A 25,425-nucleotide genomic window follows, 5' to 3' on the forward strand; every position below is an offset into this window, starting at 1 on the left:
TACTCAGCGTCGTCCGTGGCGTCGGCGTGCAGGCGGTGGCCGTCGGCGGAGGGGCCCCAGGTGTCCGCGGTCGCGGTGTTTTCGAAGTGGCCGGGGCCGCCTCGCCGGGGCGGCCTGGTTGCCGAGCAGTGTGCTCGGGACCGCGCCGCCGGTGCGCAGGTCGTCGCGCCGGGTGACGGTGAACGCCGCCGGCTGGACCGGGTTGGCCGGGTTCTCGATGATGGAGCCGTCCTGCTTCGTGAACACGAAGCGCACGCCGCGCACCTGGTCGGTGGTCACGCCGGCCGGAAGCGTCGGGGTGGTGTCGTCGGCGGTGATCGCCTGACCCTCCACCCAGCGGCCGCCCTCGGCGGCGACGTCACCGTCGACCACGGTGTACTCCGCGTCGACGAGCACGTCGACCCGTGCCTTGTTGATGGGCGAGGTGAACCTCACCGGGCTGAACCCCGTGAAGTCGAACGCGTTCCAGAAGGTGGCGTCGGTGTCGGTGATGTGCAGCTCGTCGCTGCGCGAGGGACCGGCGGGCTGACCGGTCAGATTGACCGTGACGGGCCGCGGTCGGGCTCCCGCTGGCTCCCGGGGTCGATCTGCTTGGTCACCTTGACCGAGATCTTCTCGGTCACGGTCTCGATGGTGGCGTCGTCGGTCTTGGTGACGCTCTCCTTGGGGTACTTCTGCTGGTCGTAGCCGATCAGGTCGCTGACGGTGCCACGGGCCTCGTTCGGGACGGTCAGGCCGGTGGTCACCCGGGTCTCACTGCCCCGGACGAACTCGCGCAGGCGTGTGTCCAGCGTGACGGTGCCGGTGGTTCCCGCGCTGATGCGGCCCAACCAGTCGACGTGGAGGCCGACCACGTTGTCCAGCTGGGCGGCCGTCAGGTCGGCGGCGTCAGCGGTCGTGAACTTCCCGGTCGTGCCGTCGGCGTAGGTGAGCGTCACGGTGCCGGAGACTCCGGCGCCGGCGGGGTTGGCGATGCGGATGGCCGTGATGTCGAACGTGTCGAACGGGTTCGGCGTGTTGACGGGTTCCAGGAGCTCCATCCGGTCGACGCGGGCCGGGGTGGCGTTCTTGACTCCGATCGTCAGCTTGGCGCTCGGCCAGCTCTCCTTCGGGGTGCCGGGGGCGGGGACGGCGAGCGGGCCGCCGGTCCACTCCTTGGTGACGTCGATGGCGGGGGCACGTCCGTGACGCTGATCGTGGCGTCATCGGTGTCGTTCACGGCGGGCTGATCGCCGTTGCTGGGCAGGCCGGTGATGCCGGCCGCGTTGGCGACGATGCCCTTACCTCCGCTGAGCGTCGAGGTGGAGAGCACGGGCTCGGGCTTACCGCTGGGGGAGACGCGCAGCTCGTCGCGCAGCTGGAAGCGCAGGTTCAGCTGACGCACGGTGCCGTCGTTGGAGCGGGCGACTCCGCTTCCGACCGCCGGGGCCAGCGGATCGTTCGCGCTGATCGCGAGGCGGTTGGGGCTCTCCTCGAGGACGAGGCGCACGCCGATGGTGTCGGCGCGCTCGCCGTCGGTCAGGTTGATGGTGGGCAGGGTGCCGTTGCAGGCGGTGGGGCAGGGTCGTTCGCCTTCCTGACCCACGTGTCCTGCGACAGGGAGTAGAGCTCGACGCGCGCGACGCGGTCGTACTTCATCAGCGGGTCGGATCCGAGCCAGATGTTGACCAGATCGAAGCTGTTGAACACCGAGCCGGCGATCTTGCGAGCGGTGGGGCGACCTCGTCGGAGACGGTGACCTGCTTGAGGTTGGAGCGGTAGGCACCCCACTTCAGGACGGTCGTCGACTGGCCCTGGGTGCGCTCGCCGACCGAAGAATCCGACCAGGACTTGTCGATGCCGACGGCGCCGCCGTTGCCGGGGCCCTCACCGACGCCCTCGGGGAACACGGTGAGCTGCGGGCACGGGTCGGTGGTGACGGCGGAGGCATCGATGTCGCCGTCGGCGGAGGCCTCGGTCACGGCGCAGTTCTGGAGCCGGGTCTCCTCGGTGACGGGTTCTTGAGCTCGAAGCCGAGGTTGGGGGCGAGCGAGGAGTCGGGCACGAAGCCCTCCTCGCTGGTGTAGACGAAGCGGATGCCGAGGGCCGAGGCACGCACGTCGTCCGGGAAGGCGATGCTGTGCACGCCGCCGGGGAGATCGACCATGTTGGGGACGTCGATCCAGACCCCACCCGCCAGGTACTGGACGGTCAGGGTGGCGTTGGTGGGCACCGGGGTGGAGGCGATGCGGGTGGGGCGCATCGCGTCGTACCACTCGGAGGTGGAGTCGGTGATGATCATCTCGTTGGCCGGGACGCTCGACTGGGGAAGGGCAACACCTTGCCCGTGAGGCGCACGACGACGTCCTCGCCGGCGACGCCGGTGATGGAGGAGGGGCGATCGTCTTTCCGGTGTCGACGGCGACGCGACGCTCGTAGGTGAGGAGGTCGTCCTCGGCGGTGGCGCTGCCGGAGTAGCCGCCGGGGCGACCGACGACGCGGCGATGTCGTTGTGGTGGGTGTACTCGTCGGCGTCCTGGGCGGGATCGGAGGTCACGGTGAAGGGGATCTTCGCCTCGGCACCGGCGACGATCGCGCCGGTGTAGGTGGCGGTGAAGCCGACGACGCGGCCCTCGGGACGGCGGGCATCCGGCCGGGGGTGCTCGACTCGATGGTGACCTCGGAGGTCACGCCGTCGACCTCGACGAGGTAGGTGACCCTCAGCGCGGTGGCGCCGTTGGGCCACTGGGCGCCGTTGGCCCAGCCGCCGTAGGTCAGCGTGGTGCCGAGCGGGGCGGTGCCGGTGCCGGGTTCGCGGATGGTGAGCGACTCGAGGACGCGGGTGCTGGTGTTGGTCGCCGTCAGGGTGACGGTGCTGCTCTCGCCGGCTGCCGTGACGTCGGGGTTGAACGTCTTGGTGGTCTGCAGCGGGATGGTGGCGGCGGCCGGGGTGAAGACGCCGGTGTCGGTGCCGGGATCGGAGGAGTCCTCGCCGACGGTGACGGTGGCGGAGACCGTGTTGTCGATGCTGGTGACGCCCGTGATCGACTCGCGGGCAACGAGGTCGAGCTCGGCGGTGCCGGTGGCCATCGGCTCGATGTCGGCGCCGTCGGTGCTCAGGTACGAGATGCGGATCCCGGCGACGGTCGCGGGATCGACGCCGTCAGGCAGCTGGGCGGGGAGGGGCCCGCGACGCCGCTGACCCATGCGTCGTCGACGTAGACGTCAACCTGCGCCGCCTCGGCGCCGGGGGAAGCGTCAGGGTCGGGGCACCGGTCAGGCCGAGGTGCTGGAACGGCCTGGCGGCCGGGTCGGACGGATCGGTCAGCGTGATGGTCTCGACCGGGACGTTTGACGTGTTGGCCGCCGTGGCCTTCAAGGTGGTCTTGGTACCCGCGGCGGCGAGCCCGGTGTCGGGCACGAACTCCTTGGTGGGCGTCGCCTCGAGGTCGACGTCGACCTCGGGGATGACGCTGAACGAGGCCTCCGCCTCGGGCGCGTTCGTCGCGTCGGCCGTGGCGGTGTTGACCAGCGGCTTGCCGCTGTCGGCCGGGGTGAGGTTCGGGTCGACCTTGACCGGCACGGTGATCGTGATCGTGGTGCCGTGGGTGATCCCCTTACCAATGGGGGTGTCCATCGCGAACTTGACGCTCAGCGTCTGCGGATCCACGATCTCCATCGTGCGATCGCGCTCGTTGACGCCCTCGATCACCGGGTCCCCGGTAAGGATGAGTCCGCTCGGGATCGGGTCCAGAAGAAACGCGTCCGTGCAGCCGCCGAAGGTGGCGTTATTGCACGTGACGGAGATCGAGTACTGGAACTCCTGGCCGGGGAGACCTTGTGGTCGGCCTCCCAGCCCTTGACGGTCTTTGTGAGATCTAGGCCGGCGTCTTCGGCGCTGGCGGTGGTGCCCAGTACCGCCTGGCTCGAGAACAGCATCAACACCGATGCGCTCAACGCCAGGAACCTGCGGAGTCCTTGTGGTCGATTTCACGAAAAACACAGCCCTTGGCCGCCGGTCTAGGGGATAGCGGCGGTTAGTGAGCAGGCTGGCCGGTCGGCCGGTATCCGTCGAACCCGACCCCAGTAAGGCTCAATGTGGACTTGAGGACGTGCGTACCGCCCCTCAACCCTCCAGATAGGCCGCCAGATGACGCCCCGTCAGGGTCCCTGACTCCGCGAGCCCGGCAGGTGTGCCCTCGAACACGACGAGGCCGCCGTCGTGGCCTGCGCCGGGGCCGAGATCGATCACACGGTCGGCGTGCGCCATCACGGCCAGGGAGTGCTCGATCACGATGACGGAGTTGCCCTGCTCCACGAGCGTGTCCAGCATGCGCAGCATCGCGTCGATGTCGGCCATGTGCAGGCCGGTGGTCGGCTCATCGAGCACGTAGATGCCGGGCCCCTCTCCCATCCTGATCGCCAGCTTGACGCGCTGCCGCTCACCTCCCGAGAGGGTGGAGAGCGGCTGCCCGAGCTTCAGGTAGCCGAGGCCGACGTCCATCAGCCGGCCGAGGATCTTCCCGACGTTGCCGGTGTGGAACACCGACGCCGCCTCGGCGATGGGCAGGCCGAGCACCTCGGAGATGTTCAGCCCGTGCAGCGTGTAGCGCAGCACCTCGTCGGTGTAGCGGCGCCCCTCGCACACCTCGCAGGTGTTGGCGACGCCGGCCATCATGCCGAGGTCGGTGTAGACCACGCCGAGGCCCTTGCAGTTGGGCACGCCCCTCCGAGTTGGCGCTGAAGAGGGCGGGCTTGACGCCGTTGGCCTTCGCGAACGCGGTGCGCAGCGGGTCGAGCACGCCGGTGTAGGTGGCCGGGTTGGAGCGGATCGAACCGCGGATCGCGGTCTGGTCGACCACCCTGAGGTCGCCCGCCCGGGCCATCGAGCCGTCGGCGATGGAGCCGTGGATGAGGCTCGACTTGCCCGATCCCGCCACGCCTGTGATCACCGTGAGCACGCCGAGCGGCAGGTCCACGTCGACGCCGCGGAGGTTGTGGGTGGAGGCGCCGCGGATCGCGAGGTGCCCGGTGGGAAGCGGGGGCGCCGCGCAGCCGGGGCCTGACGTCCAGGTGCTCGCCGGTGACCGTTCCGGAGCCGCGCAGCCCCTCCAGGGCGCCGACGTAGGTGATGGTGCCTCCGTGCGTGCCGGCGCCGGGGCCGATGTCGATGATGTGGTCGGCGCGGCGGATCACCTGCGGCTTGTGCTCCACCACGAGGACGGTGTTGCCCTTGTCGCGGAGGCGCTCGAGCAGGCTCACCATCTTCTCGATGTCGTGGGGGTGCAGGCCGACGGTGGGCTCGTCGAACACGTAGGTGATGTCGGTCAGCGCGGAGCCGAGGTGGCGCACCATCTTCACGCGCTGTGCCTCGCCGCCCGACAGGGTGCCCGACTCCCGGTCGAGCGACAGGTAGCCGAGGCCCACCTCCACCAGCGAGCCGAGCAGGTCGGCCAACGCGGTGAGGACGGGGCGGGCGCGGTCGCCGTCGGGGAGTCACGCAGGGCCTCCACCCAGACGGCGAGGTCGGAGATCTGCCAGCCGAGCGCCTCGGGCAGCGTGACGCCCAGCACGCGGGCCGAACGGGCGGCCGCGTTGAGCCGGGTGCCGCCGCAGTCGGGACAGGCCTGGAAGGTGCCGATCCGCTCCGCGAACTCCCGGGCATGCTTCTGCCCCGGTGCCTTCTCCGGGTTGAGGAACATCCGCTTCACCCGCGGGATGAGGCCCTCGTAGGTCATGTTCATCCCGAGGGCCTTCACCTTGGTGGGCTCCTGGTACATCAGGAAGTTCCACTGCTCCTCCGGCATGTCCCGCAGCGGCACCGACGCGTCGATGGTCGGGTTCTCCGCGTAGCCCTTCCAGTACCAGGTGCCGACGCCGAAGCCGGGGCGAGCAGGGCACCGTCGTTCAGGGAGAGCGACCGGTCGACGATCAGCGACTCGTCGACGGCCGAGACCCGCCCGTTGCCCTCGCAGGAGGGGCACATGCCCTGCGGGGTGTTGAACGAGAAGAAGAAGCTGGGGCCCACCTCAGGCGTGCCCAACCGCGACCACACCAGGCGCATCAGGTTGTTGACATCGGTGGCGGTGCCCACCGTGGAGCGCGAGTTCGCACCCATCCGCTCCTGGTCGACGACGATCGCCGCCGACAGGTTCTCCAGCGAGTCGACGTCCGGCCGCGCCGGGCTCGCCATGAAGGACTGCACGAACGCCGGGTAGGTCTCGTTGATGAGCCGCTGCGACTCGGCCGCGATCGTGCCGAACACCAGCGACGACTTGCCCGAGCCGGACACGCCGGTGAAGACGGTCAGCCTCCCTTGGGGATGTCGACGTCGATGCCCGCAGGTTGTTGACGCGTGCGCCGCGGACGCGGATCTGGTCGTGCGGTGTCTCGGGCGATGTCATGGGGCGAGTATTCCACCGGGGCGCGGCAACCTTCCCGCGATGCCTCCGTGCGGGCGGCCACTATCCTCGTGTCGTGATCGTTGCCGCAGCTGATGGTTCCTCCCTCTCCAATCCGGGCCCGCGGGGTGGGCCTGGTACATCTCCGACGATGCCTGGGCCGCGGGCGGTTGGGAGCACGGCACCAACAACATGGCCGAGTTGATGGCCGTGCTCGACCTGCTGCGCTCCACCTCGCACGTCGAGGAGCCGTTGAAGGTGCTGTGCGACTCGCAGTACGTGATCAACTCGCTCACCAAGTGGCTGCCCGGCTGGAAGCGCAAGGGATGGCGCAAGGGCGACGGCAAGCCGGTGCTGAACGTCGAGCTGATGAAGGAACTCGACGCCGAGCTGAGGGCCGCGACGTCACCTTCGAATGGGTGAAGGGCACGCGGGCCACGCCATGAACGAGGCGGCCGACGTGCGGGCCCGCGCCGCGGCCACCGCCTACCAGGCGGGCGGCGAGCCCGACTCCGGGCCGGGCTTCCCCGACGTGGCGCGGCCGACGGCCCGCACCGACTTCTCCGTCGGCCAGGTCGACGAGCAGCCCGACCTGTTCTCCCTCGACCCTTCCGCCGAACCCGCCCCCAACCGGTCGTGGGCACCGCGGGCCCCCGCGCCAAGGCCGCCGTGGTCCGCGCCGTCAAGGCCCTCGCAAGCGACCGGGGGTCGGTGCGACTCCACCCCGACCTGCTCGTGGTCGGCGGCGGCGCTGAGTCGGCGACGCTCGGCTGGGCCGACGGCGTGAGCATCGCGATCCGCTCCGTCGACGCAGTCGGCGAGGAGGCCTGCCTGGCCCGCGTCACCGTCGACGGCAGGCCGGTTGCGCTGCTGTGGCAGCAGGTGCCCGGCGCGTGGGCGCTGCGGCTCGTGGCAGACTGACGACGATGCCCACCGAAAGAGACACCCCATGATCGAGATCCTGAACGCCGCCCAGCTGGAGAAGGGCCGCGTCACCGGCGCCCTGGTGGCCGACATCCTGCAGGCCTGCCGGTCGCGGGCGAAGGTCGGGGTCAACCTGCTCGACATCGACGGATGGGTCAAGGAGATGATCCTCGAGGCCGGGGCCGAGTCCTGCTACGTCGACTACGCGCCGTCCTTCGGCAACGGACCCTTCGGGCACTACATCTGCACGGGCGTCAACGACGCCGTGCTGCACGGGCTGCCGCACGACTACGCGCTGCGCGACGGAGACCTGCTCTCCCTCGACCTCGCCGTCCTGAAGAACGGGATCGCGGCCGACTCGGCCATCAGCTTCATCGTGGGTGAGGCCCGGCCGGCTGAGAGCGTCGCGCTGATCGAGGCCACCGAGGAGGCCCTCGCGGCGGGGATCGCGGCGGCCAGGCCCGCCGGGCGACTCGGCGACATCTCGCACGCCATCGGCGAGGTGCTCACCTCCCGCGGGTACTCCGTCAACACCGACTTCGGCGGCCACGGCATCGGCTCGACGATGCACCAGGACCCGCACATCCCCAACGTGGGCCGCGCGGGCGGGGCTTCCGGCTGCGGCGCGGGCTGATGCTCGCCGTCGAGCCGTGGGTGATGACCGATACCGATGAGCTGAAGGTCGATCCCGACGGCTGGACGCTGCGCAGCGCCACCGGTTGCCGGACGGCGCACTCGGAGCACACCATCGCCATCACGCCGGCCGGGCCGGAGATCCTGACGCTGCCCACCAACCCCTGAGGGTGGGGCCCGGCGGCGGCCTCTAGTAGGTGCCGTCGTAGTAGTACCAGCGCCCGTCGTCGAAGAAGAAGCGGCTGACCTCGCGCAGCTGCCCCTTCCCCTCGGGTGAGGTGTAGGAGGCGGTGAAGGTCACGGTGCCCGCGTCGTCCCAGGCCTTGCCGTCGGTAGTGGCGTCGATCCGCAGCCCCGTCCACTCGGTGTCGACCTCGAGATCGACGGAGCCGGGGCGGGTATCGGGATGCCAGGTGGCAAGCAGGTAGTCCTCGAACTGCAGCGCGAAGGCCGTGTAGCGCGAGCGCATCAGGGCCAGCGCGGTGGGCGCCGGCCGGCCGGAGTGCCAGCGGCCGCAGCATTCGTCGTAGAGCTTGCCGGTGTCACAGAGGCAGGAGGTCGTCATGGTGCGACCAGTCTAGGCGGCGAACCGCTGCAAGCCCTGCCCCGAATATGCAGATATTTTATATAATGGGGTCGCGGCGGGCCAGGCCCGCTCTGCGGGCGGTCAAGGGAGATTTTCGTGGACGGAAATGCGGTTCCGGTGGGGCGTGGGTTCGCGCCACGCGGCAACGAGGAGGCGGTGTTGCCGCTGTTGCGGGGGCCGCCTCGCTGAGCCTTACCGAGCTGGTCGGTCTGACCCGGCTGTCGCGCCCGACCGTGGAGGAGGCCGTGTCGGGACTGGTCGGACGGTCCCTGGTTCGCGTGATTCCACCGGAGTCGGAGGATGGGCGCAAGGCCGGGCGCCCCGCCAGGCGGTTCGCGTTCCGGCCGGAGGTCGGGCATGTGGTGGCGTGTGACATGGGGGTGGAGTTGGCCCGTGTCCTGGTGACCCGGCTTGACGGTGGCAGCGTCGGGCGTGGCGAAGTGGCCCTGGCGGCCACCCTTGGCGTGAAGGAACGGCTCGCGGCCGTGGTGGAGGCGGTCGATGCTCTGCTGGGTAGGGCCGGGCTCTCCCGGGACGAGGTCTGGGCGGTCGGGGTTGCCACAACCGGCATCGTGGACGCCGCAGGCACGGTCGTGCTCAGCTCCCGACTTCCGGGCTGACCGGGTGAGCCTGGCCGACCTGTGGGCCGAGCGCTTCCCGGGAGCCGTGGTCCGCGTCGGAAACGATGCCCGCTGTGCTGCTCTTGCCGAGCACTGGATCGGGGCGGCGGTTGATGTGGATGACTCGGTGACGGTGCTGGCGGGAACGGCGCTCGCCGCCGCGATCACGCTCGGTGGAGAGCCCTACCGGGATCGCACGGGCGTCGGGGAGGTTGGGGAGTCGCCGAGCTCGGGTGGTCGCGCGCCGTCGTCGCGCTGCGGGAGCTCTACTCGGCGGCGGGACCAGATGAGCTGCCGGCGGGGGAGCCGAGGTTGACTACTCCGATCCGCAGGTTAGGGCTCTGCTGGCCGCGTTCGTCGAGGCGTTGACGCCGGGCCTGGTGACATTGGTGTCGGTCATCGACCCGCTGCGGGTGATCTTCGGCGGCGAGGTCGCAGCCGCCGGGGCCGCCCTAACCGGCCCGCTGCGTGACGTGCTCGCCGCGGGGTGCCTCTTTCCCGTCGAAGTAGTGGCCTCCAGCCTAGGTGACGACTCGAGCCTGCTCGGAGCGCTGCGCGAGGCGCTCAACGAGGTGGATGCGGTGCTCGGGCGACCACTGCCCGCCTGAGCCCGGTCGGTGGCGCCCCGCCGGGGTGTGGCATGCTGGTTGCATGGTTAGTTACTCAAGTAACACACCGGATAGCCAGGACGGTGCCCTTCCGCTCTTTCAGCAGGTGGCAGCCCGCGTCAGCGACGACATCGTCGCGGGCGTGCTCGCCGAGGGCGATCAGGTGCCTTCGATCAATGAGTTCGCCTCGTTCTGGCGGATAAATCCGGCCACGGCACTCAAGGGGATCGCCCAGCTCGTGAGCGACGGCGTCCTCTACAAGCAGCGCGGCATCGGCACCTTCGTCGCCGACGGGCCCGGGAGCGTCTGCTGGAGCGGCGCCGTGCCGACTTCGCCCAACGCTTCGTCGCTCCGTTGCTGGCTGAGGCCGACCGGCTCGGCCTGACCAGCCAACAGGTCATCGACATCATCAACCAGGAGCAGCCATGAGCGGCACCATCACCGCCACCAGCCTCAACATCGACTACCGCGGCCTGAGGGAGGTGTGCGGGCGCTCAGCGCCGTCGACCTCACCCTCGACGGCCCGGCGATCGTCGGCCTGGTCGGCCGCAACCGCGCAGGCAAGTCGACCCTCCTGCGGGTGCTGGCAGGCTGGGAGCCGCGCTTCAGGGGCGAGGTCAGCGTCTTCGGCCTGCCGCCGGCACGGGCCTTCTCCCGCACCATCCTGGCCGGCGACCGCTGGCCCCACGCCGGTGGGCAGAGCTTCCGCACCCTGGCCCGGGCGCTCTCGCGCGTGCACTCCGGCTTCGACCATGACCGCTTCGGCGAGCTGATGCAACGCTTCGGGGTCGACCCCGGCGCCTCGGCGCAGAGCCGCGGCTCGGTCAGTTCCGGGCTCGTCTGCCTTGCCCTGGCCGCCCGTGCGCCCCTGACGATGCTGGACGAGCCGACGCTCGGCATGGACGCCCCGTCGCGCCGCACCCTGGCCGAGGTGCTGGTCGAGGAACAGCTGGACGACCCGCGGCGGTTCATCGTGTCAACTCACCTGATCGACGAGCTGGCCGACCTTTTCGAGCGTGTCATCGTCCTCGAGGCGGGCAGGATCCGCGCCGACGCAGACCCCTCGACACTGACCGGCGGCTACCGGCAGGTCGAGGGCCCCGCGATGTCGTCGAGCGGCTGCAGCCGCTCGGTCGGGTGGCCAACATCGGCAACCTGGCGCAGGCCATCGTGCCCGCAAACCCCGTGCCCGCCGCCCTGCGGTCCCAGCCGGTCGGGCTGCAGGACCTCGTGACGGCGCTCACCGAGCCGGAACGGCCATGAGGGAAACCCTGGCAATCGTGGCCGCCCTCGGCGGCCGCCACGGATGGCGCTGGTGGTTACCGCTGGGCGTCTACGCGGGCGTCGCGGCGCTCGCCAGGGTCTGGTTCGAGGCGCCGTTCCACGGCCTCGTCCGTGTCTCCACCAGCGCGGCGGAGGCGTTGCTGCTGGCGACCGCCGTGTCCTGCGTGGTGCTCTCGCTGGCGGGGCGGTTCGCATTGTCGCTGGGGCATCGGCGCTCCGTCGTCTGCGCCGTGCTCATCCTCACCACCCTCGTGCTCCCCTCGCTCGCGATCGGGTAGCCCATACCGCTGGCTGGTTGGAGCAGAGCATCGTAGGCCAGACCGGATACCGGGTGCTACCGCTGGGAGCCGATGCGCTCACCTCCGGGTTGCGGCGCACGGCCGGCTTCCTCGTGAAGGTCACCACGGTTGCCATGGCCGTCTCAGTGCTCAGCGTGCTGGCGCTGCGTTGGGCTTCGGAGGGGCTCGGCCGTGGATGGGGCCCTCCTGTCCGGTCTCGCCGTGACAGCCGGCACCGCGGCCATCAACCAGGCCGGTTTTCCTGCCATTTCCGCCTGGCCGGCCCTGCTGCTCCTGTTGTTCCTCTGCGCCGCCCTCTGGCGCGTCTTCAAGGAGGTTCCGGTATGAATCAGAACGACCTGAGCCGCAGCGGCGGCCCTGCCCTACCCCGCGCGGGTCCCGGCTGATCGGAGTCCTCTCCGCCCTCGGCTGGCGGTTCGGCCTGCTCTGGTGGGCGCCGTTCGCGCTCTTCCTGCTGATCGCGGCCTACAAGCGACTCACGCTCTCCTCAGAGTGGGTCATCACCCCGGGCTACTTCGAACACTCCGACGTCGCGGCCACCTGGTTGCTGTACCTGACCGGATTGCAGGTCGTGCTGCTGTGGTGGCGGACCCCGTACGCGGTCTCGCTCGGTCACCGTCGCGGCACCGTGTTCCCGGTCATGGCCGTCGTGACGCTGGGCGTGTTCGTGCTGCAGGCCTACGCCGGGGAGTGGTCACGCTGCTCGAGGCACTCGCGCTCGGCGGAGAACAGGGAGTGCTTGTCACCTCGTCGGGTGGCGGCAAGGGGCTGAGCCCGGCCTTCCTGCGGTGGTCGGTTTCGGCGAGATGCTGACCATCATCTACGGGCCCATGATCGCGGCGATCCTGGCGACGATGACCATCTCGGCCCGCCGCTGGGGAATCATCGGTGGGATTGCCGGCCTGCTCGGAGCCTGCGGGCTGATGTATGGCTGGCTCTTCGCGTGGGCCAGGTTCGAACTCAGCGACCGGCAGACGATGGCCGGCCCCGCCCTGCTGCTGCTCGGCTGCTGGTTCGTGTTTCGCAGGCAGCCGGTCTGAGCGTCAACCGCGGCGCGGGGAGAATGGCGCCGCGGCGATAGGATGGCGTCCATGAGTCGTATTCTTGCCGCGGTCGCCTGGCCGTACGCCAACGGTCCTCGCCACATCGGTCACGTATCCGGTTTCGGGGTTCCCTCCGATGTTTTCGCGCGTTACATGCGGATGGCAGGCCACGACGTGCTCATGGTGTCCGGCTCTGACGAACACGGCACCGCCATCCAGGTGAAGGCCGACTCCGAGGGCTGACCGCCCGCCAGACCGCGGACAAGTACCACTCGCAGATCGTCTCCGACCTGCAGGGTCTCGGGCTCTCCTACGACCTCTACACGCGCACCACCACGCCGAACCACTACGCCGTGGTGCAGGAGATCTTCACCGCGCTCTACGAGAACGGCTACATCTTCGCCAAGAAGCAGATGGGCGCCATCTCGCCGTCGACCGGCCGCACGCTGCCCGACCGTTTCATCGAGGGCACCTGCCCGATCTGCGGCTACCACAATGCGCGCGGCGACCAGTGCGACGAGTGCGGCAACCAGCTCGACCCGGCCGACCTGATCAACCCCAAGTCGAAGATCAACGGCGAGACGCCCAACTTCGTCGAGACCGAACACTTCTTCCTCGACCTGCCGAAGGTCGCCCCGCAGTTGGGCGCCTGGCTCGACAGCCGCGAGGACTGGCGCCCCAACGTGCTGAAGTTCTCCCACAATCTCCTGAAGGAGATCCGCGAACGCGCCATCACCCGCGACCTCGACTGGGGCGTCCCGATCCCGCTCGACGGCTGGCGCGACGCGCCCATGAAGCGCATCTACGTGTGGTTCGACGCCGTCATCGGTTACCTTTCCGCCGCCGTCGAATGGGCCGCCCGTTCCGGTGACCCGGAGGCCTGGCGCGCGTTCTGGAACGACCCCGAGGCCCTTTCCTACTACTTCATGGGCAAGGACAACATCGTCTTCCACTCCGTCATCTGGCCCGGCATCCTGCTCGGCGCCAACGGCCAGGGGAGGCCGGCGGCACCATCCGCCCGTCGCTCGGCGAGCTGCGCCTTCCCACCGAGGTGGTCAGCTCCGAGTTCATGACGATGAAGGGCTCGAAGGTCTCCTCCTCGCGGGGCGCCTCGATCTTCGTCGGTGACTTCCTCGCCGAGTTCGGCCCCGACGCCCTGCGCTACTACATCGCGGTGGCCGGGCCCGAGAACCAGGACACCGACTTCACGTGGGACGAGTTCGTCCGTCGCACCAACTACGAGCTGGCCAACGAGTGGGGCAACCTGGTCAACCGCTCCATCTCGATGGCGCACAAGAACAACGGCGCCATCCCGGCTGCAGGTGAGCTCACCGACGCCGACCGCGCCCTCCTGGCCGAGTCGGCCGCCGCGTTCGACGTCGTGGGGAGCACATCGCCGCCCGTCGCTTCAAGGCAGGCATCACCGAGGCCATGCGCATCGTCTCGCTCGCCAACAAGTACATCTCCGACATGGAACCGTGGAAGTTGAAGGACGACCCGGCCCGGCGCGACACCGTGCTGCACGTCGCGCTGCAGGTGGTCTCCGACGCCAACACCCTGCTCACCCCGTACCTGCCGCACTCGGCGCAGCGGATCTTCGAGGCGCTCGGCGGAGAGGGCACCTGGGCCGCGCAGCCGCGGATCGTCGAGGTGACCGACGAGGACCTGACCTACCCGACGCTGCAGGGTGACTACACCGCGCAGTTGGCGACGTGGGCGTCACGCCCGATCGTGGCGGGCACCCCGCTCGCCAAGCCGAGCCCGCTGTTCGCGAAGCTCGACGACATGCTCGGGCAGACGGGCCCGAGCTGGGCACCGATCGCCGACTGACTCAGGTGGTGAGGCGGCCGAGCGCCGCCCGCATCGACACCGGCTGGAAGCCCTGTGACAGGGCCTCCCGTCGGAGCCCCGGCTCGCCCCGGTACAGGGCAGCCCCCGGCGCAGCAGCACGGTGGGGGTCTTCCGCCGCTCCCGGAGGTCACGGGTGAGCCGGCGGGAGAAGTTCGCGACCCGGCTGCGGTCCAGCCAGAGCCCCTCCGCTTCGATCCCCGACGCGAGCGCCGGCCCGAGGGCGTCGATGGCGAAGATGCCCTCCGCGACGATCGTCGACGCGTCGCCCATCTGCACCCGGCGGTGCCCAACACGACGCGAGAGCGAGATGTCGTAGACCGGCACTTCACACGATCCCTCGGTGAGAAGCGTGGAGATCGCCCGGAGAGCGAGTTCCAGATCCCAGGTCTCCACCCGGTCCCAGTCCGGGATCCCCATCGGCGTCATGGGCAGGTCGGGATGGTCGGCGTCGTGGTAGAAGTCGTCGAGCCGGAACGCGAGCGCCGAGGAGGCCTCGGCGGCCAGCCTTGTCAGGCGCGACTTTCCGCTTCCGGAGGGCCGGCGATCAGCAGCAGGCTCCGACTCATGCGCGGAAGCCTACCGCCGGGTCGCGGTGTGCGCGACCCGGAAGGTCACCAGGAGCCGCCTCCGCCGCCGCCGAAGCCGCCGCCGCCGCTGAAGCCGGACCCGCCGGAGGAACCGCCGGTCGCCGCCGACATGCCCGCCGCGCGGGCCGCCTGGAAGGCGCTGGACATCTGCGAGGTGAGCCCGTTCATCGCGTTGGCGAAGGCGTAGCCGTGCATGAGGTCTGCGCCGATGTACCAGGAGGTGTCGGCCCGGTAGACGCCCTCGGCGCCCAGTTGGGCGAACAACTTCGACCAGCGGTCCGCCACTCCGAACACCATGGCGTAGGGAGGTACTTGGAGAAGATGTCCTCGCCCTCCTCGAACCTCAGGGTCTCCTTCTCCGCGGTGCGCAGATACATCTCGAAGCCCTTCGCCTGGGCGAGGTAGGCCGAGCCCTGCGCGGTGCGGGTGCGGAACTTGCCTGACATGACGATCAGGCCGAGGCCGAACACCGCCAGCGGGATGGCGATGAGGCTCCAGCCCAGGCGCGACAGCATGAAGGCGACGACACCAGCACCGATCAGCGAGACCAAACCGATCGTGACGGGCTTCGCCTGTGCCGTGTTGGGGTTCGCCTTGAACCAGCCCTTCTGCACGACGGCGCCGTAGAGCCCGGAGCGGGCGTTGCCGAGGTCGTGCTGATGGCTCTCCGTGCGGAGCTCCTTGTGGGTCACGCTGGGGGCGCCCTCGAAGAGGTCGGCGAGCAGCTTGGCCTCGTAGGAGGCGAGCCGCTCACCCTGCGGCGGGTTGGTGGCGTAGAGCGTGAAGCCCTTACCCTGCGACTCGATCTTCAGGAAGCCCCGTACCGCGAGGTCGACGATGGTGGCCGACACGTCGACGTCGTCGGCAGTGGTGTCGAAGAGGGTGCCGATCTCGCCTGGAGTCGCGCCCTTCGGGGGATTGAACTGGACGGCGACGGGCGCCCTGCCGGAAGCGCGGCCGATGTTGGCCTGCTCGTTGCCCGCCGGCGTCAGGCCGGGGGTGAGGCCGAGGTAGATGTCGTCGCGGGTGTGCCTGCGACGGATCGCCACGAGGCCGGCGAGGGCGGCAAGGAGACCGCCGCCAGCCACGATCCCGGTGCCGGGGTGAGGCCGAAGGCGTTGGACAGCGACGGCTTGAGTTCCTTCTCCTGCTCGACGCCGGGGAAGGTGCCCGCGGGGAAGCCGGCGACGACCTGCATCGGGTTGCGGCTGCCGAGGTCGGCGACAGAGAAGTTCGCCGTGTCGCCGGAGGTGGAGGCGGTGCACGGCTGGTCGTAGGAGCGGCCGTAGAAGCACGCGGCCTGCTGCACCGCGGCCGGGCCGGTCACCTGGACGGAGACGTTGCTGATCCGCGAGTCCCAGGCGGGGCCGATGGCGTTCCAGTTGAACTCATCCATCCCGCTCTCGGGGTGGTCGCCGACGATGAAGCCGGTCACCTTGTAGGAGATGGTGTAGTCCTCCGGGCCCTCGTTCCAGATGTTCTCGTTGCCGATCCGCAGCCCCACGGCGTCGGACTCGTCCGACAGGTCGGTCTGGGTGTTAGCGCCGCTTGCGGAGCTCACGGCGAAATCCGAGTAGCGGAACACGTACTGCTCGTTCGGGTTCGCGCCGTCATCCTGCCTGGTGGGAGGATGACGATGGGCCCGCGGCCGCGCACCACGCCGAAGTCCATGGTGAAGTCGATCGTCACCTCGGCCACACCCTGAGGGGTGAGGTTCACCTTCGCGTCGTAGCGGGTGATCGGGGCGTCTGTGTCGGCATGCGCGGGCAGCACCACCGCCCACGTGGACAGGAGTGCGAGCAACAGTGCGGCCAGTCCTGTGCGGAGCTTCGTCATGCAATCCAGAGTAGCCACCCCGACGTCCACGGCGTCGGGGTGGCGCTCAGTGCGTGGCGGTCAGGCCTCGACCCCAGCGCGGTGGCCATCTCGGCGCGCAGCGCCGCCAGCCGGTCGGCACCCTCGACGCGCGCCGCGGACACGTCCTGCGAACGGTCTGCGGGTAGGCGCACCTCCAGGTAGCACTTCAGCTTGGGCTCGGTGCCGGACGGGCGGGCCACGACGTGCAGGCTCTCCCCGGTCAGTTCGATGCCGTCGGTGGGGGCAGCGACGCGGATCCCTCCGCGAGGTCGACCACCGTGACCGGCTCGCCGAGCAGGGTGGCGGGTGGGTTCCGGCGAAGCCGGGCCATCGCGTCGGCGATCAGCGACAGGTCGGCGACGCGGACCGCAAGCTGCGACGTCGACGTCAACCCGTGGGTACGCGCGATGTCATCGAGCCGGTGGGCGAGCGTGCGGCCCTTCGCCTTCAGCTCGGCCACGATCCGCAGCACGTTCACCGCCGCGGTGATGCCGTCCTTGTCCGGGACCGCCCTCGAATCGCAGCAGTATCCGATGGCCTCCTCATAGCCGAAGGCGAGATCGGGCACCCGGCCGATCCACTTGAAACCGGTCAGCGTGGTGGTGTGGGAGCGACCCGCAGCCACCGCCATCCGGGCCAGCAGCGTCGACGACACGATCGAGTTCGCGAACGTGCCGGGTACCCCCGGCGGATGGCGTCGTCGCCCAGCAGCGAGCCCAGCTCGTCACCGGTGAGCATCCGCCATGCCCCGTCCACGACGGCGGCCACCGCGCAGCGGTCCGCGTCGGGATCGTTCGCGATGACGACATCCGCCCCGACCTCGGCAGCCCGCTTGAGGGCGAGGTCGATGGCGCCCTTCTCCTCCGGGTTGGGGAATGCGACGGTGGGGAAGTCCGGGTTCGGCTCTGCCTGTTCCGCGACCTCGTGCGGCGCGGGCAGGCCGATCGCCCCCGCCACGCCGCGTACAGTCTTGGCACCCACCCCGTGCAGGGAGGTGTGGACCCACACCAGGTCGCGGGGCGCCCTGGCCGGATACAGCGATGCGGCGCGGGCGACATAGGCCGCAAGCAGGTCGGCGGTCACGTCGGTGCGAGCCTCGCTGCGCGGCAGCGACGCCCACCCTCCGGCCGCGACGGCCGCGATCTCCTCGGCGATCTGGCCATCGGTGGGCGGCACGATCTGCGAGCCGTCGCCGAGGTAGACCTTGTAGCCGTTGTCCTGCGGCGGGTTGTGCGAGGCCGTCACCACGACTCCCGCCACGCAGCCGAGGTGTTGGATGCCGAAGGCGACGACGGGGGTCGGGACGGGTTCGCCCGTCCACAGCACCTCGAAGCCCGCCCCGGCCATCACCTGCGCGGTGTCCTCGGCGAAGGCGGCGGAGTTGTGACGCGCATCGTGACCGATCAGCACCCTGCCACCGCGGTGGCCGTTCGCCTTCAACCAGGCGGCGAAACCGGCGGCGGCCTGCGTGACGACGACGCGGTTCATCCGGGCGGGCCCGGGCCGATCGGGCCGCGGAGGCCAGCGGTTCCGAACTCGAGCGGCCCGGCGAATGCCGCACCGAGCTCTGCGAGCGCGGCGGTCCGCACCGTCTCGTCGTTGGCCTGGGACTGGACGATCAGGTGGTCGAGTTCTTCGCGCGTCTCGGGATCGGGATCGGCGTCGCGCCAGGCTGCGGCGGTGTCGAGCAGGGCGCTCATCAGAGGGCCCCGACAATCCCGGACAGGAGCGCCGCGAGCCGCGGTCCCGCGTCGCGGCCGGCCTGAAGCACCTCGGTGTGGTCGAGGTTGGTCTCGCTCAGGCCCGCTGCGGCGTTGGTGACGAGCGACAGACCCAGCACCTCGAGGCCCGACTCGCGTGCCGCGATGGTCTCCAGCGTCGTGGACATTCCGACGAGGTCGCCACCCAGGATGCCCGCCATCCGCACCTCGGCCGGGGTCTCGTACTGCGGGCCGCGGAACTGGACGTAGACGCCCTCGGGCAGGGAGGCGTCGATGCTGTGGGCGACATCTCGCAGCCGCTTGGAGTAGGCCTCGGACAGGTCGATGAAGGTCGCCCCGCGCAGCGGCGTGTCGCCGGTCAGGTTGATGTGGTCGTTCAACAGCACCACGGTGCCGGGGCCCAGGCCGGGTTGAGGCCCCGCAGCCGTTGGTCAGCACGACGGTCGAGGCCCCCATGCGGCCGCGGTGCGCACCCCGTGCACGACGGGCCCGGTGCCGCGGCCCTCGTAGTAGTGGGTGCGGCCGGTGAAGATCGCCGCGACCTTGCCGCCCGCGGTCCGGACCAGCTTCAGCGCACCGCCGTGGCCGCTCACCACCGGCTTGCTGAAGCCGGGCACGTCGCCCAGCCCGATCTCTCCCAGAGGATCACCGAGTTGATCGGCGCCCGAGGACCAGCCGGAGCCGAGCACCAGCGCCAGGTCGATGCGGTCCACGCCGAAGTGGATCGGAGGTAGTCGGCCGCTGAGGCCGCAAGGGCAAATGCGTCATCGTTCACCCGGTTCAGCATACTTGCGGCCGACACCCGTGCGGGGAGGTGTGGGAGGATGGGGCCGTGACCAAGGTTGTGATCATCGGTGGCGGACCCGGCGGCTACGAGGCGGCACTCGTCGCGAACCAGTTGGGGGCGAGGTCACCCTCATCGAGAGGGACGGGCTCGGGGGAGCCGCCGTCCTGAGCGACTGCGTCCCGTCGAAGACGCTGATCGCCACCGCCGAGGTGATGGTGCGCATCGAGAACGCGAGGCAGCTCGGCCTGCACATCGCAGGCGCTGACGTCAGCGACGTGGTGCGCGTCGACCTGGAGGAGGTCAACCGCAGGGTCCTCGACCTGGCGATCGCGCAGTCCGACGACATCCGGCAGCGGCTGCTGCAGGACGGCGTGCACCTCGTGGAGGGCCAGGCCAGACTCGACGGCGAGAGCCGCGTGGTCGCCCTGACCGGGGCCGGCGAGGAGGCCTTCGACGCCGACATCGTCCTCGTGGCGACCGGCACCACGCCCCGCGAGCTGCCCGACGCCCCGTGCGACGGCGAGCGGATCCTGAACTGGAAACAGGTCTACAACCTCTCGGAGTTGCCTGAGCGACTGATCGTGGTCGGTTCGGGTGTGACGGGGCCGAGTTCGCCTCCGCCTACGACGGGCTGGGTTGCGAAGTGGTGCTGGTCAGCTCCCGCAGCCAGGTGCTGCCCGGCGAGGACCAGGACGCCGCCGCCGTGCTGCAGCGGGCCTTCGAGAGCCGCGGCATGACGATCATGAGCGAATGCAGGGCGGTGGCCGCCAGGCGCGAGGGCGACGGTGTCGTCGTCACGCTGGCAGACGGGCGGGAGGTGCGGGGCTCGCACTGCCTGATGGCGGTGGGGTCCATCCCGAACTCTGCGGGCCTTGGCCTCGAGGAGGCCGGTGTCGAGCTCCTGCCGTCGGGTCACATCAAGGTCGACAAGGTTTCGCGCACCAGTAACCGCCACATCTACGCCGCCGGCGACGTGACGGGCGTGTTCGCCCTCGCCTCGGTGGCCGCCATGCAGGGTCGGGTGGCCATGTGGCACTCGCTCGGCGACGCCGTCACCCCGCTGGACCTGCGCCTCGTCTCGTCGAACGTCTTCACCACCCGGAGGTCGCCACCGTCGGGGTGTCGCAGCGTGAGGTGGACGCGGGCGAGGTGCGCGTGACCTCGGTGCTGCTGCCCCTCGCGCCCAATGCCAGGGCGAAGATGCAGGGCTTCACGGAGGGTTTCGTCAAGCTGTTCTGCCTGCCGACCACCGGCATCATCATCGGTGGGTGGTCGTCGCCCCCGCGCCTCCGAGCTCATCCATGCGGTGTCGGTGGCCGTCTCCCAGAAGGTGACGGTTGACGACTTCAGCCACGCCTTCACCGTCTATCCGTCGATGTCCGGATCGCTCGCGGAGGCGGCCCGCCGCCTGCACAAGCGCGACGGCGCCATCCTCACCAACTGAGCCGATGTCTCGTCACTGGTGGGCACCCTGGGTGGCGCTGATGCTCGTCGGATGCGTGGTCTTCGGGTGGCGGGTTCGGCCGCGTTCGACGCGGCGGACGCCTCGGACGGAGGCACCTGGCCCCGACGGCGTGGGTGGCGGCGACCGGTGCGCTGGCGTTCGTGGTCGGTTTCATCCGGCTCCTGTACCTCGCGGGCGAGGTGCTGCGCAGGCGGGAGCGGGGACGATTCAGCCCCGCAGCTCCGGGAACGACTCGTAGCGGAAGTCGACGATCTCGACGGACGGATCGTGTTCGCGGGCCCGCAGCACGACGCGGCGGATTTTGCCGCTGACCGTCTTGGGCAGCTCGGCGAACTCGATGCGTCGCACCCGCAGGTACGGGGCGAGGTGTTCCTTGGCGTGCCGGAGGATGGACAGCGCGGTGTCGGCCGTCGGCTCGAAGCCGGGGCGAGCGCCACGTAGGCCTTCGGGACGGCCAGGCGCAGGGGTCGGGGCGGGCACGATCGCGGCCTCGAGCACCGCCGGATGCGTGATCAGCACCGACTCGAGTTCGAACGGTGACACCTTGTAGTCGGAGGCCTTGAACACGTCGTCGGTGCGGCCGACGTAGGTGAGGTACCCGTCCGCGCCGACCGTGACGAGATCGCCGGAGTGGTACCGGCCGTCCGGCCCCGCAGTGGGGAGCCGTCCAGATAGCCGGGGTGAGGTTGAACGGCCACGGCTCCAGCGGCAGGGTGATCTCTCCCTGCGGGCCTCGAGGCCGGTGTCAGGGTCGATGATCTCGATCCGCATCCCGGGCATCACCGCGCCCATCGCCCCGGCGCGGACGACCTCACCGGGGCGTTGCCGATGCTGCAGGTGGTCTCGGTCTGGCCGTAGCCGTCGCGGATCGTGAGGCCCCAGGCCCGCTCGACCGTGGAGATGACCTCGGGGTTGAGCGGCTCGCCTGCACCGACCGCCTCGCGCAGCGCGGAGGGCCGTGTGCCGAGGTTCGCCTTGATCATCATCCGCCACACGGTCGGCGGCGCGCAGAGTGTGGTCACCTTCCGTTCCTCGAGCTCGTGCAGCAGCCCGGCCGCGTCGAACCGCTCGTAGGCGTAGCTGTAGACGGTCGCCCCGGCCAGCCACGGAGAGAAGAAGCTCGACCAGGCGTGCTTGCCCCAGCCGGGGATGAGATGTTCAGGTGCACGTCGCCGGGCGCACCCCGATGAAGTACATCGTCGAGAGGTGCCCGACGGGGTAGCTCAGCTGGGTGTGGACCACCAGCTTCGGATCCTTCGTGGTGCCGGAGGTGAAGTAGTAGAGGCACGGGTCGGTGGCGTCCGTGACGACGGCGCGGGGGTGGCGGGTGCATCGTCGGCCTCGGAGATCGAGCGCCACCGGTCGTGGGCAGTGCCGGTGGTGACGGTGATGATGTCGTCGATGCCGTGGAACTTGGCCTCGTCCGCCGGGTTGGAGATGACCGCCCTCACGCCGGCGCGCGGCGCGCGCAACTCGAGGTCGAAATCCTGCAGGGCCTCCGCCGTCGGGAGCACGACCGCGCCCAGCTTCATCACCGCGAGCATCGCGTCCCAGAGCTCCACCTGGTTGCCGAGGATCAGCATGACGGGTCGCCCTTGCCGATGCCGAGGCCCTCTAACCAGCCCGCCAGGCGGTCCGAGCGGCGGACCATGTCGTCGTAGCTGTACCGTGTGTCGCGGCCGCCGAGGTCACGCAGCCACAGCGCGGTGTCGGGTTGCCGCGGCCCACCTCGTCGAACCAGTCGATGGCCCAGTTGAAGGGCCGGAGATGGTAGGCCAGGTGAACTCACGTCGCGCCCGCTCGCCCTGCCCGCGGAGGCGAGCAGTTGATCGCGGGCGGTTCGGATCGCTTCGGTGGCGGCGTTCATCTGGCTCCTCGCTCGGCCAACCTACGCAACCGTAGGTTCGCTTTCCACGCTACCCCCGTCGATCGCCGATGCCGCTGTGCGACCGGCCCAAGATGACGGCGCCTCCGCTGTGGGATTCCAACAACGGAGGCGGGGTGCGGAGCGCGGGCGGTCAGTCGTCCAGGAGACCCATCAGAAGGGAGAAGCCGCCGATCATGAGGGCGCCGTGGGTGATGGTGCGCAGCGCCGGATCGCCGCCGTAGCGGCCGTAGTAGCCCTGCGCCCACGCGGACTGCTGGGCATCCTCCCAGTAGGGCACCTGCCGCTGCCCGGCGTAGACCATCCGGATCGACGGGTCGTTGCCGGTGCGGACGCGCTGCGCGTCGGCCGCGCAGGCGGGCACCTCACGGCCGCGCCTCCGGCCGGCGCCCATGACACGTTGGCGACGGACACCCCGTGGGACGGGTCGAAGAAGCAGGGGGACGACGCTCGGGGACGGGGTTGCCCTTCGCGCGGGCGCGGACGCAGGCCGCCGCGTAGCGGCCACCCTCCATCACCTCGGCGATCTGGCGGACGTCGGCGTTGGTGCGCGCCGCTGCGAGCCGCTGCTTCGCGCCGTCGTAGGCGTCGAGGGCCTCCGTGTAGTCGGCCTGGGTGGCCTCATCCAACGCGAGGCCGACGACCTCGAGGTCGAGGTCGCGCAGTTCCTCACCGAAGCTGGTGATGTCGCGGTTGATCGCTTCGCGTGAACCCTCGGAGATGGGCTGGTGGGCGGCCGGGTCGTAACCCTGCCTGACGGGCAGCTGGCCGAAGGGCTGCATGCCGAACTGTTGGGCGTAGGGTTCGGGGCTGCATGCCCCAGGGGTGATCTGCTGCCGCGGAGCCATGTCGAGCGGGCGGGTGGGCATTCCCGAGTCGCCGAGGCGTCCACGGTTGCCCCGGGTCACGCCAAGGATCATCGAGATCATCACGAAGATGAAGAGCATCGTGAACAGCCCACCGAACATCACCATCACCTCTTACATCTATGCGTGAGTTCCCTTCCCAGGATAGGCAGGCACGCAAGGGCCGGCGGGAACCCCCGCCCGGCCCTCCGGAAGCCTCTCTACTCGGCGTCGAGGATCTCGCAGAGCACCTGGCCCGCGACCACGGCATCGCCGGCGGCGACGCCCAGTGACGCCACCACCCCGCCGCGGTGGGCCTTCAGAGGCTGCTCCATCTTCATGGCCTCGATGACGGCGATCGGGTCGCCTTCGGCGACGGTCTGGCCCTCCTCGACGTTGACCTTCACGATCGTGCCCTGCATGGGTGAGGTCAGCGCATTGCCGCTGGGGGCGGACACCTTGCTTCCGCCCGGTCGCGGCGCGTGGGCGCTGCGCGGTCTTGGTGGTCTTGGCCCTCGCGCCCAGTCCGCCGGGAAGCTTGACCTCGACGCGCTTGCCGTTGACCTCGACGGTGATGATCTCCGGCTCGACCTGGTCCTCGGGCTCGCCGAGTTCCCCGGTGTACGGGGCGATCTCTCCGGTGAACTCGGTCTCGATCCAGCGGGTGTGCACGTCGAACGAGCCGTCGGCGGCGGTGTAGGCCGGGTCGTCGAGCACGGCCCTGTGGAACGGCACGACGGTGGGCATGCCCTCGATCTGCAACTCGCCGAGCGCACGCCGGGAGCGTCGGATCGCCTGGTCGCGGTCGGCGCCGGTGACGATCACCTTCGCGACCAGCGAGTCGAATGCGCCGGGCACCGTCATGCCGACGTGGTAACCCTCGTCGACGCGGACGCCCGGGCCGCTCGGTGCGTGCCACCGGGTGAGGGTGCCGGGGCGGGCATGAAGTTGCGCCCCGCGTCCTCGGCGTTGATGCGGAACTCGATCGAGTGACCGTGCACCTCGGGATCGCCGTAGCCGAGTTCCTCGCCTGCCGCGATGCGGAACATCTCACGCACGAGGTCGAGACCCGTGACCTCTTCGGAGACGGGTGCTCGACCTGGAGGCGGGTGTTGACCTCGAGGAACGAGATGGTGCCGTCGAGGCCGACCAGGAACTCGCAGGTGCCTGCGCCGACGTAGCCGGCCTCCAGGAGAATGGCCTTGCTCGAGGCGTACAGCCGTTCCATCTGGGCGTCGGTCAGGAACGGCGCGGGGCCTCCTCGACGAGCTTCTGGTGCCTGCGCTGGAGTGAGCAGTCGCGCGTCGACACCACGACGACGTTGCCGTGGGAGTCGGCGAGGCACTGGGTCTCCACGTGGCGCGGCTTGTCGAGGTAGCGCTCGACGAAGCACTCGCCCCGGCCGAACGCCGTGACCGCCTCGCGGGTTGCCGACTCGAACATCTCGGGCACCTCTTCGAGGGTGCGGGCGACCTTGAGGCCGCGGCCGCCGCCACCGAAGGCGGCCTTGATGGCGATGGGGAGCCCGTGCTCGCTGGCGAAGGCGACGACCTCGTCGGCGTCGGCCACCGGGTCCGCCGTGCCCGGCACGAGCGGCGCTCCGACCTTCTGCGCGATGTGGCGGGCCCTCACCTTGTCGCCCAGGGACTCGATCGCCTCGGGCGGTGGGCCGATCCAGGTGAGGCCTGCACCGATGACGGCGCGTGCGAAGTCGGCGTTCTCGGCGAGGAAGCCGTAGCCGGGATGCACCGCGTCGGCCCCCGTCCGCTCGGCGACGCTCAGTAACTTGTCGATGTTCAGGTAGGTGTCGGCAGGGGTGGCGCCATTGAGCGCGAAGGCCTCGTCGGCCAACCGCACGAACAGCGACTCCGCGTCAGAATCGGCGTATACGGCCACCGAGCCGATGCCTGCGTCTCTTGCGGCGCGGATGACGCGCACTGCGATCTCGCCGCGGTTAGCGATCAGAACTTTCGAGATGGCGACGTTGCCCACTGTTCCTCCTGGCTAGGACTAAGGCGAGTCTAATGGGGCTGCGGGCGTGCCGCGTGCA

The 25,425-nt window shown here is 70.0% G+C and carries 33 protein-coding genes and 7 pseudogenes; 15 read left to right on the forward strand and 25 right to left on the reverse strand.

Features of this window, described 5'->3' with window-relative positions; all coding sequences use genetic code 11:
* Window positions 1–3: 3 nt before the first annotated feature.
* The 11 genes from G7085_RS17775 to G7085_RS27455 all read right to left on the reverse strand — a co-directional run bounded on the left by G7085_RS17775 (window position 4) and on the right by G7085_RS27455 (window position 6,271).
* Window positions 4–435, reverse strand: a complete 432-nt coding sequence (locus tag G7085_RS17775) for a hypothetical protein (protein WP_197511937.1) — start codon at window positions 433–435, stop codon at window positions 4–6.
* Window positions 436–533: 98 nt separating this feature from the next.
* The gene (locus G7085_RS17780) at window positions 534–1,040 is read right to left on the reverse strand and encodes a hypothetical protein (protein ID WP_197511938.1); all 507 of its coding nucleotides are present in this window, start codon (window positions 1,038–1,040) and stop codon (window positions 534–536) included.
* A 41-nt stretch (window positions 1,041–1,081) separates the two neighbouring features.
* On the reverse strand, window positions 1,082–1,585 hold the full coding sequence (locus tag G7085_RS17785) for a hypothetical protein (protein WP_197511939.1): 504 nt from the start codon (window positions 1,583–1,585) through the stop codon (window positions 1,082–1,084).
* A 52-nt stretch (window positions 1,586–1,637) separates the two neighbouring features.
* The gene (locus tag G7085_RS17790; RefSeq protein WP_197511940.1) at window positions 1,638–1,961 is read right to left on the reverse strand and encodes a hypothetical protein; all 324 of its coding nucleotides are present in this window, start codon (window positions 1,959–1,961) and stop codon (window positions 1,638–1,640) included.
* Window positions 1,958–2,536 (reverse strand): hypothetical protein, encoded by a 579-nt coding sequence (locus G7085_RS17795; protein ID WP_197511941.1) that lies wholly within the window; start codon window positions 2,534–2,536, stop codon window positions 1,958–1,960. The genes G7085_RS17790 and G7085_RS17795 overlap by 4 nt, the downstream gene beginning before the upstream one ends.
* Window positions 2,533–3,186: a hypothetical protein gene (locus tag G7085_RS17800; RefSeq protein ID WP_197511942.1), complete on the reverse strand. Its 654-nt coding sequence runs from the start codon at window positions 3,184–3,186 to the stop codon at window positions 2,533–2,535. The genes G7085_RS17795 and G7085_RS17800 overlap by 4 nt, the downstream gene beginning before the upstream one ends.
* Window positions 3,143–3,691 (reverse strand): hypothetical protein, encoded by a 549-nt coding sequence (locus tag G7085_RS17805; protein WP_197511943.1) that lies wholly within the window; start codon window positions 3,689–3,691, stop codon window positions 3,143–3,145. The genes G7085_RS17800 and G7085_RS17805 overlap by 44 nt, the downstream gene beginning before the upstream one ends.
* A gap of 414 nt (window positions 3,692–4,105) precedes the next feature.
* The gene (locus G7085_RS27440; RefSeq protein WP_331715766.1) at window positions 4,106–4,678 is read right to left on the reverse strand and encodes an ATP-binding cassette domain-containing protein; all 573 of its coding nucleotides are present in this window, start codon (window positions 4,676–4,678) and stop codon (window positions 4,106–4,108) included.
* Window positions 4,654–5,436 carry a hypothetical protein gene (locus G7085_RS27445; protein ID WP_231979666.1) on the reverse strand — a complete coding sequence of 261 codons (783 nt, stop codon included), beginning with the start codon at window positions 5,434–5,436 and terminating at the stop codon, window positions 4,654–4,656. The genes G7085_RS27440 and G7085_RS27445 overlap by 25 nt, the downstream gene beginning before the upstream one ends.
* Window positions 5,337–5,801, reverse strand: a complete 465-nt coding sequence (locus tag G7085_RS27450; protein ID WP_231979667.1) for a hypothetical protein — start codon at window positions 5,799–5,801, stop codon at window positions 5,337–5,339. The genes G7085_RS27445 and G7085_RS27450 overlap by 100 nt, the downstream gene beginning before the upstream one ends.
* The gene (locus G7085_RS27455) at window positions 5,759–6,271 is read right to left on the reverse strand and encodes a P-loop NTPase family protein (protein ID WP_231979668.1); all 513 of its coding nucleotides are present in this window, start codon (window positions 6,269–6,271) and stop codon (window positions 5,759–5,761) included. The genes G7085_RS27450 and G7085_RS27455 overlap by 43 nt, the downstream gene beginning before the upstream one ends.
* Before the next feature lie 185 nt (window positions 6,272–6,456).
* Here G7085_RS27455 and G7085_RS27460 point away from each other — a divergent pair.
* The 4 genes and pseudogenes from G7085_RS27460 to G7085_RS33100 form a co-directional block, all read left to right on the forward strand.
* Window positions 6,457–7,014 (forward strand): annotated as a pseudogene (locus tag G7085_RS27460) (ribonuclease H family protein); the annotation flags it as partial.
* Between the two features lie 149 nt (window positions 7,015–7,163).
* A complete protein-coding gene (locus G7085_RS17820) occupies window positions 7,164–7,301 on the forward strand; it encodes a hypothetical protein (protein WP_197511944.1) in 138 nt (45 codons plus the stop codon).
* Window positions 7,302–7,329: 28 nt separating this feature from the next.
* Window positions 7,330–7,938, forward strand: a complete 609-nt coding sequence (locus G7085_RS17825) for a M24 family metallopeptidase (RefSeq protein WP_331715767.1) — start codon at window positions 7,330–7,332, stop codon at window positions 7,936–7,938.
* Window positions 7,939–7,961: 23 nt separating this feature from the next.
* Window positions 7,962–8,105: a hypothetical protein gene (locus tag G7085_RS33100; protein WP_331715768.1), complete on the forward strand. Its 144-nt coding sequence runs from the start codon at window positions 7,962–7,964 to the stop codon at window positions 8,103–8,105.
* A 22-nt stretch (window positions 8,106–8,127) separates the two neighbouring features.
* On the opposite strand, the gene G7085_RS17830 is transcribed toward G7085_RS33100, so the two are convergent.
* Window positions 8,128–8,502 carry a YchJ family protein gene (locus G7085_RS17830; protein ID WP_197511945.1) on the reverse strand — a complete coding sequence of 125 codons (375 nt, stop codon included), beginning with the start codon at window positions 8,500–8,502 and terminating at the stop codon, window positions 8,128–8,130.
* A 383-nt stretch (window positions 8,503–8,885) separates the two neighbouring features.
* Between G7085_RS17830 and G7085_RS17835 the strand changes: the two genes are divergently transcribed.
* From G7085_RS17835 to metG, 10 genes and pseudogenes are all read left to right on the forward strand, one after another.
* Window positions 8,886–9,143, forward strand: a complete 258-nt coding sequence (locus G7085_RS17835; protein ID WP_197511946.1) for a hypothetical protein — start codon at window positions 8,886–8,888, stop codon at window positions 9,141–9,143.
* Window positions 9,144–9,147: 4 nt separating this feature from the next.
* Window positions 9,148–9,459, forward strand: coding sequence for an ROK family protein (locus G7085_RS31025; protein WP_197511947.1), 312 nt, complete (start codon window positions 9,148–9,150; stop codon window positions 9,457–9,459).
* A gap of 10 nt (window positions 9,460–9,469) precedes the next feature.
* A pseudogene (locus G7085_RS31030) lies at window positions 9,470–9,751 on the forward strand (ROK family protein); the annotation flags it as partial.
* A 106-nt stretch (window positions 9,752–9,857) separates the two neighbouring features.
* Window positions 9,858–10,136: a GntR family transcriptional regulator gene (locus G7085_RS17850; RefSeq protein WP_331715769.1), complete on the forward strand. Its 279-nt coding sequence runs from the start codon at window positions 9,858–9,860 to the stop codon at window positions 10,134–10,136.
* A gap of 99 nt (window positions 10,137–10,235) precedes the next feature.
* Entirely contained in the window at window positions 10,236–10,985 is a 750-nt protein-coding gene (locus G7085_RS17855; protein ID WP_197511948.1) for an ATP-binding cassette domain-containing protein, read from the forward strand.
* 25 nt (window positions 10,986–11,010) lie between these two features.
* Window positions 11,011–11,313, forward strand: a complete 303-nt coding sequence (locus G7085_RS17860; RefSeq protein ID WP_197511949.1) for a hypothetical protein — start codon at window positions 11,011–11,013, stop codon at window positions 11,311–11,313.
* A 192-nt stretch (window positions 11,314–11,505) separates the two neighbouring features.
* A complete protein-coding gene (locus G7085_RS17865) occupies window positions 11,506–11,661 on the forward strand; it encodes a hypothetical protein (RefSeq protein ID WP_197511950.1) in 156 nt (51 codons plus the stop codon).
* Between the two features lie 217 nt (window positions 11,662–11,878).
* Window positions 11,879–12,106 carry a hypothetical protein gene (locus tag G7085_RS17870; RefSeq protein WP_197511951.1) on the forward strand — a complete coding sequence of 76 codons (228 nt, stop codon included), beginning with the start codon at window positions 11,879–11,881 and terminating at the stop codon, window positions 12,104–12,106.
* Window positions 12,107–12,164: 58 nt separating this feature from the next.
* A complete protein-coding gene (locus tag G7085_RS17875) occupies window positions 12,165–12,374 on the forward strand; it encodes a hypothetical protein (protein WP_231979670.1) in 210 nt (69 codons plus the stop codon).
* 51 nt (window positions 12,375–12,425) lie between these two features.
* Window positions 12,426–14,207 (forward strand): annotated as a pseudogene (gene metG / locus G7085_RS17880) (methionine--tRNA ligase).
* Between the two features lie 632 nt (window positions 14,208–14,839).
* Here the strand turns inward: metG and G7085_RS17885 are convergent.
* The 6 genes and pseudogenes from G7085_RS17885 to G7085_RS17910 form a co-directional block, all read right to left on the reverse strand.
* Window positions 14,840–15,010 (reverse strand): hypothetical protein, encoded by a 171-nt coding sequence (locus tag G7085_RS17885; protein WP_197511953.1) that lies wholly within the window; start codon window positions 15,008–15,010, stop codon window positions 14,840–14,842.
* Window positions 14,980–15,903 (reverse strand): DUF2207 domain-containing protein, encoded by a 924-nt coding sequence (locus G7085_RS31035; protein WP_197511954.1) that lies wholly within the window; start codon window positions 15,901–15,903, stop codon window positions 14,980–14,982. The genes G7085_RS17885 and G7085_RS31035 overlap by 31 nt, the downstream gene beginning before the upstream one ends.
* On the reverse strand, window positions 15,804–16,400 hold the full coding sequence (locus G7085_RS31040) for a DUF2207 domain-containing protein (protein ID WP_197511955.1): 597 nt from the start codon (window positions 16,398–16,400) through the stop codon (window positions 15,804–15,806). The genes G7085_RS31035 and G7085_RS31040 overlap by 100 nt, the downstream gene beginning before the upstream one ends.
* Window positions 16,373–16,669, reverse strand: coding sequence for a hypothetical protein (locus G7085_RS33105; RefSeq protein WP_197511956.1), 297 nt, complete (start codon window positions 16,667–16,669; stop codon window positions 16,373–16,375). Before G7085_RS33105 ends, G7085_RS31040 begins: the two co-directional genes overlap by 28 nt.
* 53 nt (window positions 16,670–16,722) lie before the next feature.
* A pseudogene (locus G7085_RS17905) lies at window positions 16,723–18,372 on the reverse strand (phospho-sugar mutase); the annotation flags it as partial.
* Window positions 18,372–19,180 (reverse strand): annotated as a pseudogene (locus G7085_RS17910) (purine-nucleoside phosphorylase). The pseudogenes G7085_RS17910 and G7085_RS17905, both read right to left, overlap by 1 nt.
* A gap of 45 nt (window positions 19,181–19,225) precedes the next feature.
* On the opposite strand from G7085_RS17910, the pseudogene G7085_RS17915 reads away from it, so the two are divergent.
* Window positions 19,226–20,624 (forward strand): annotated as a pseudogene (locus G7085_RS17915) (NAD(P)H-quinone dehydrogenase).
* Window positions 20,625–20,852: 228 nt separating this feature from the next.
* On the opposite strand, the gene G7085_RS27475 reads toward G7085_RS17915, so the two are convergent.
* From G7085_RS27475 to G7085_RS17945, 7 genes and pseudogenes are all read right to left on the reverse strand, one after another.
* Window positions 20,853–21,437 carry an AMP-binding enzyme gene (locus tag G7085_RS27475; protein WP_231979671.1) on the reverse strand — a complete coding sequence of 195 codons (585 nt, stop codon included), beginning with the start codon at window positions 21,435–21,437 and terminating at the stop codon, window positions 20,853–20,855.
* Window positions 21,425–21,796 carry an AMP-binding protein gene (locus tag G7085_RS27480; protein WP_331716023.1) on the reverse strand — a complete coding sequence of 124 codons (372 nt, stop codon included), beginning with the start codon at window positions 21,794–21,796 and terminating at the stop codon, window positions 21,425–21,427. The genes G7085_RS27475 and G7085_RS27480 overlap by 13 nt, the downstream gene beginning before the upstream one ends.
* 72 nt (window positions 21,797–21,868) lie before the next feature.
* Window positions 21,869–22,228, reverse strand: a complete 360-nt coding sequence (locus tag G7085_RS17925) for a hypothetical protein (protein WP_197511957.1) — start codon at window positions 22,226–22,228, stop codon at window positions 21,869–21,871.
* A complete protein-coding gene (locus tag G7085_RS17930; RefSeq protein WP_197511958.1) occupies window positions 22,222–22,512 on the reverse strand; it encodes a hypothetical protein in 291 nt (96 codons plus the stop codon). Before G7085_RS17930 ends, G7085_RS17925 begins: the two co-directional genes overlap by 7 nt.
* Window positions 22,513–22,663: 151 nt before the next feature.
* Entirely contained in the window at window positions 22,664–22,924 is a 261-nt protein-coding gene (locus G7085_RS17935) for a hypothetical protein (protein ID WP_197511959.1), read from the reverse strand.
* Window positions 22,896–23,498: a hypothetical protein gene (locus tag G7085_RS17940; protein WP_197511960.1), complete on the reverse strand. Its 603-nt coding sequence runs from the start codon at window positions 23,496–23,498 to the stop codon at window positions 22,896–22,898. Before G7085_RS17940 ends, G7085_RS17935 begins: the two co-directional genes overlap by 29 nt.
* 98 nt (window positions 23,499–23,596) lie before the next feature.
* A pseudogene (locus G7085_RS17945) lies at window positions 23,597–25,367 on the reverse strand (acetyl/propionyl/methylcrotonyl-CoA carboxylase subunit alpha).
* Window positions 25,368–25,425: the final 58 nt, after the last annotated feature.

Origin of the sequence: Tessaracoccus coleopterorum (assembly GCF_011174705.1) — a bacterium.
GTDB lineage: Bacteria > Actinomycetota > Actinomycetes > Propionibacteriales > Propionibacteriaceae > Arachnia > Arachnia coleopterorum.

Bases quoted from the DNA above. Each gene is read 5' to 3' on its own strand.
- G7085_RS17930 (WP_197511958.1), bottom strand. From the start codon at position 22,512: ATGAACGCCGCCACCGAAGCGATCCGAACCGCCCGCGATCAACTGCTC.
- G7085_RS17780 (WP_197511938.1), bottom strand. From the start codon at position 1,040: ATGGAGCTCCTGGAACCCGTCAACACGCCGAACCCGTTCGACACGTTC.
- G7085_RS17875 (WP_231979670.1), top strand. From the start codon at position 12,165: ATGATCGCGGCGATCCTGGCGACGATGACCATCTCGGCCCGCCGCTGG.
- G7085_RS17925 (WP_197511957.1), bottom strand. From the start codon at position 22,228: ATGCTGATCCTCGGCAACCAGGTGGAGCTCTGGGACGCGATGCTCGCG.
- G7085_RS33100 (WP_331715768.1), top strand. From the start codon at position 7,962: ATGACCGATACCGATGAGCTGAAGGTCGATCCCGACGGCTGGACGCTG.
- G7085_RS17825 (WP_331715767.1), top strand. From the start codon at position 7,330: ATGATCGAGATCCTGAACGCCGCCCAGCTGGAGAAGGGCCGCGTCACC.
- G7085_RS17830 (WP_197511945.1), bottom strand. From the start codon at position 8,502: ATGACGACCTCCTGCCTCTGTGACACCGGCAAGCTCTACGACGAATGC.
- G7085_RS17860 (WP_197511949.1), top strand. From the start codon at position 11,011: ATGAGGGAAACCCTGGCAATCGTGGCCGCCCTCGGCGGCCGCCACGGA.
- G7085_RS27475 (WP_231979671.1), bottom strand. From the start codon at position 21,437: ATGGGCGCGGTGATGCCCGGGATGCGGATCGAGATCATCGACCCTGAC.
- G7085_RS17800 (WP_197511942.1), bottom strand. From the start codon at position 3,186: ATGGGTCAGCGGCGTCGCGGGCCCCTCCCCGCCCAGCTGCCTGACGGC.
- G7085_RS17940 (WP_197511960.1), bottom strand. From the start codon at position 23,498: ATGTTCGGTGGGCTGTTCACGATGCTCTTCATCTTCGTGATGATCTCG.
- G7085_RS17885 (WP_197511953.1), bottom strand. From the start codon at position 15,010: ATGCACGGCTACGCCTTCGCCAACGCGATGAACGGGCTCACCTCGCAG.
- G7085_RS17935 (WP_197511959.1), bottom strand. From the start codon at position 22,924: ATGGGCGCCGGCCGGAGGCGCGGCCGTGAGGTGCCCGCCTGCGCGGCC.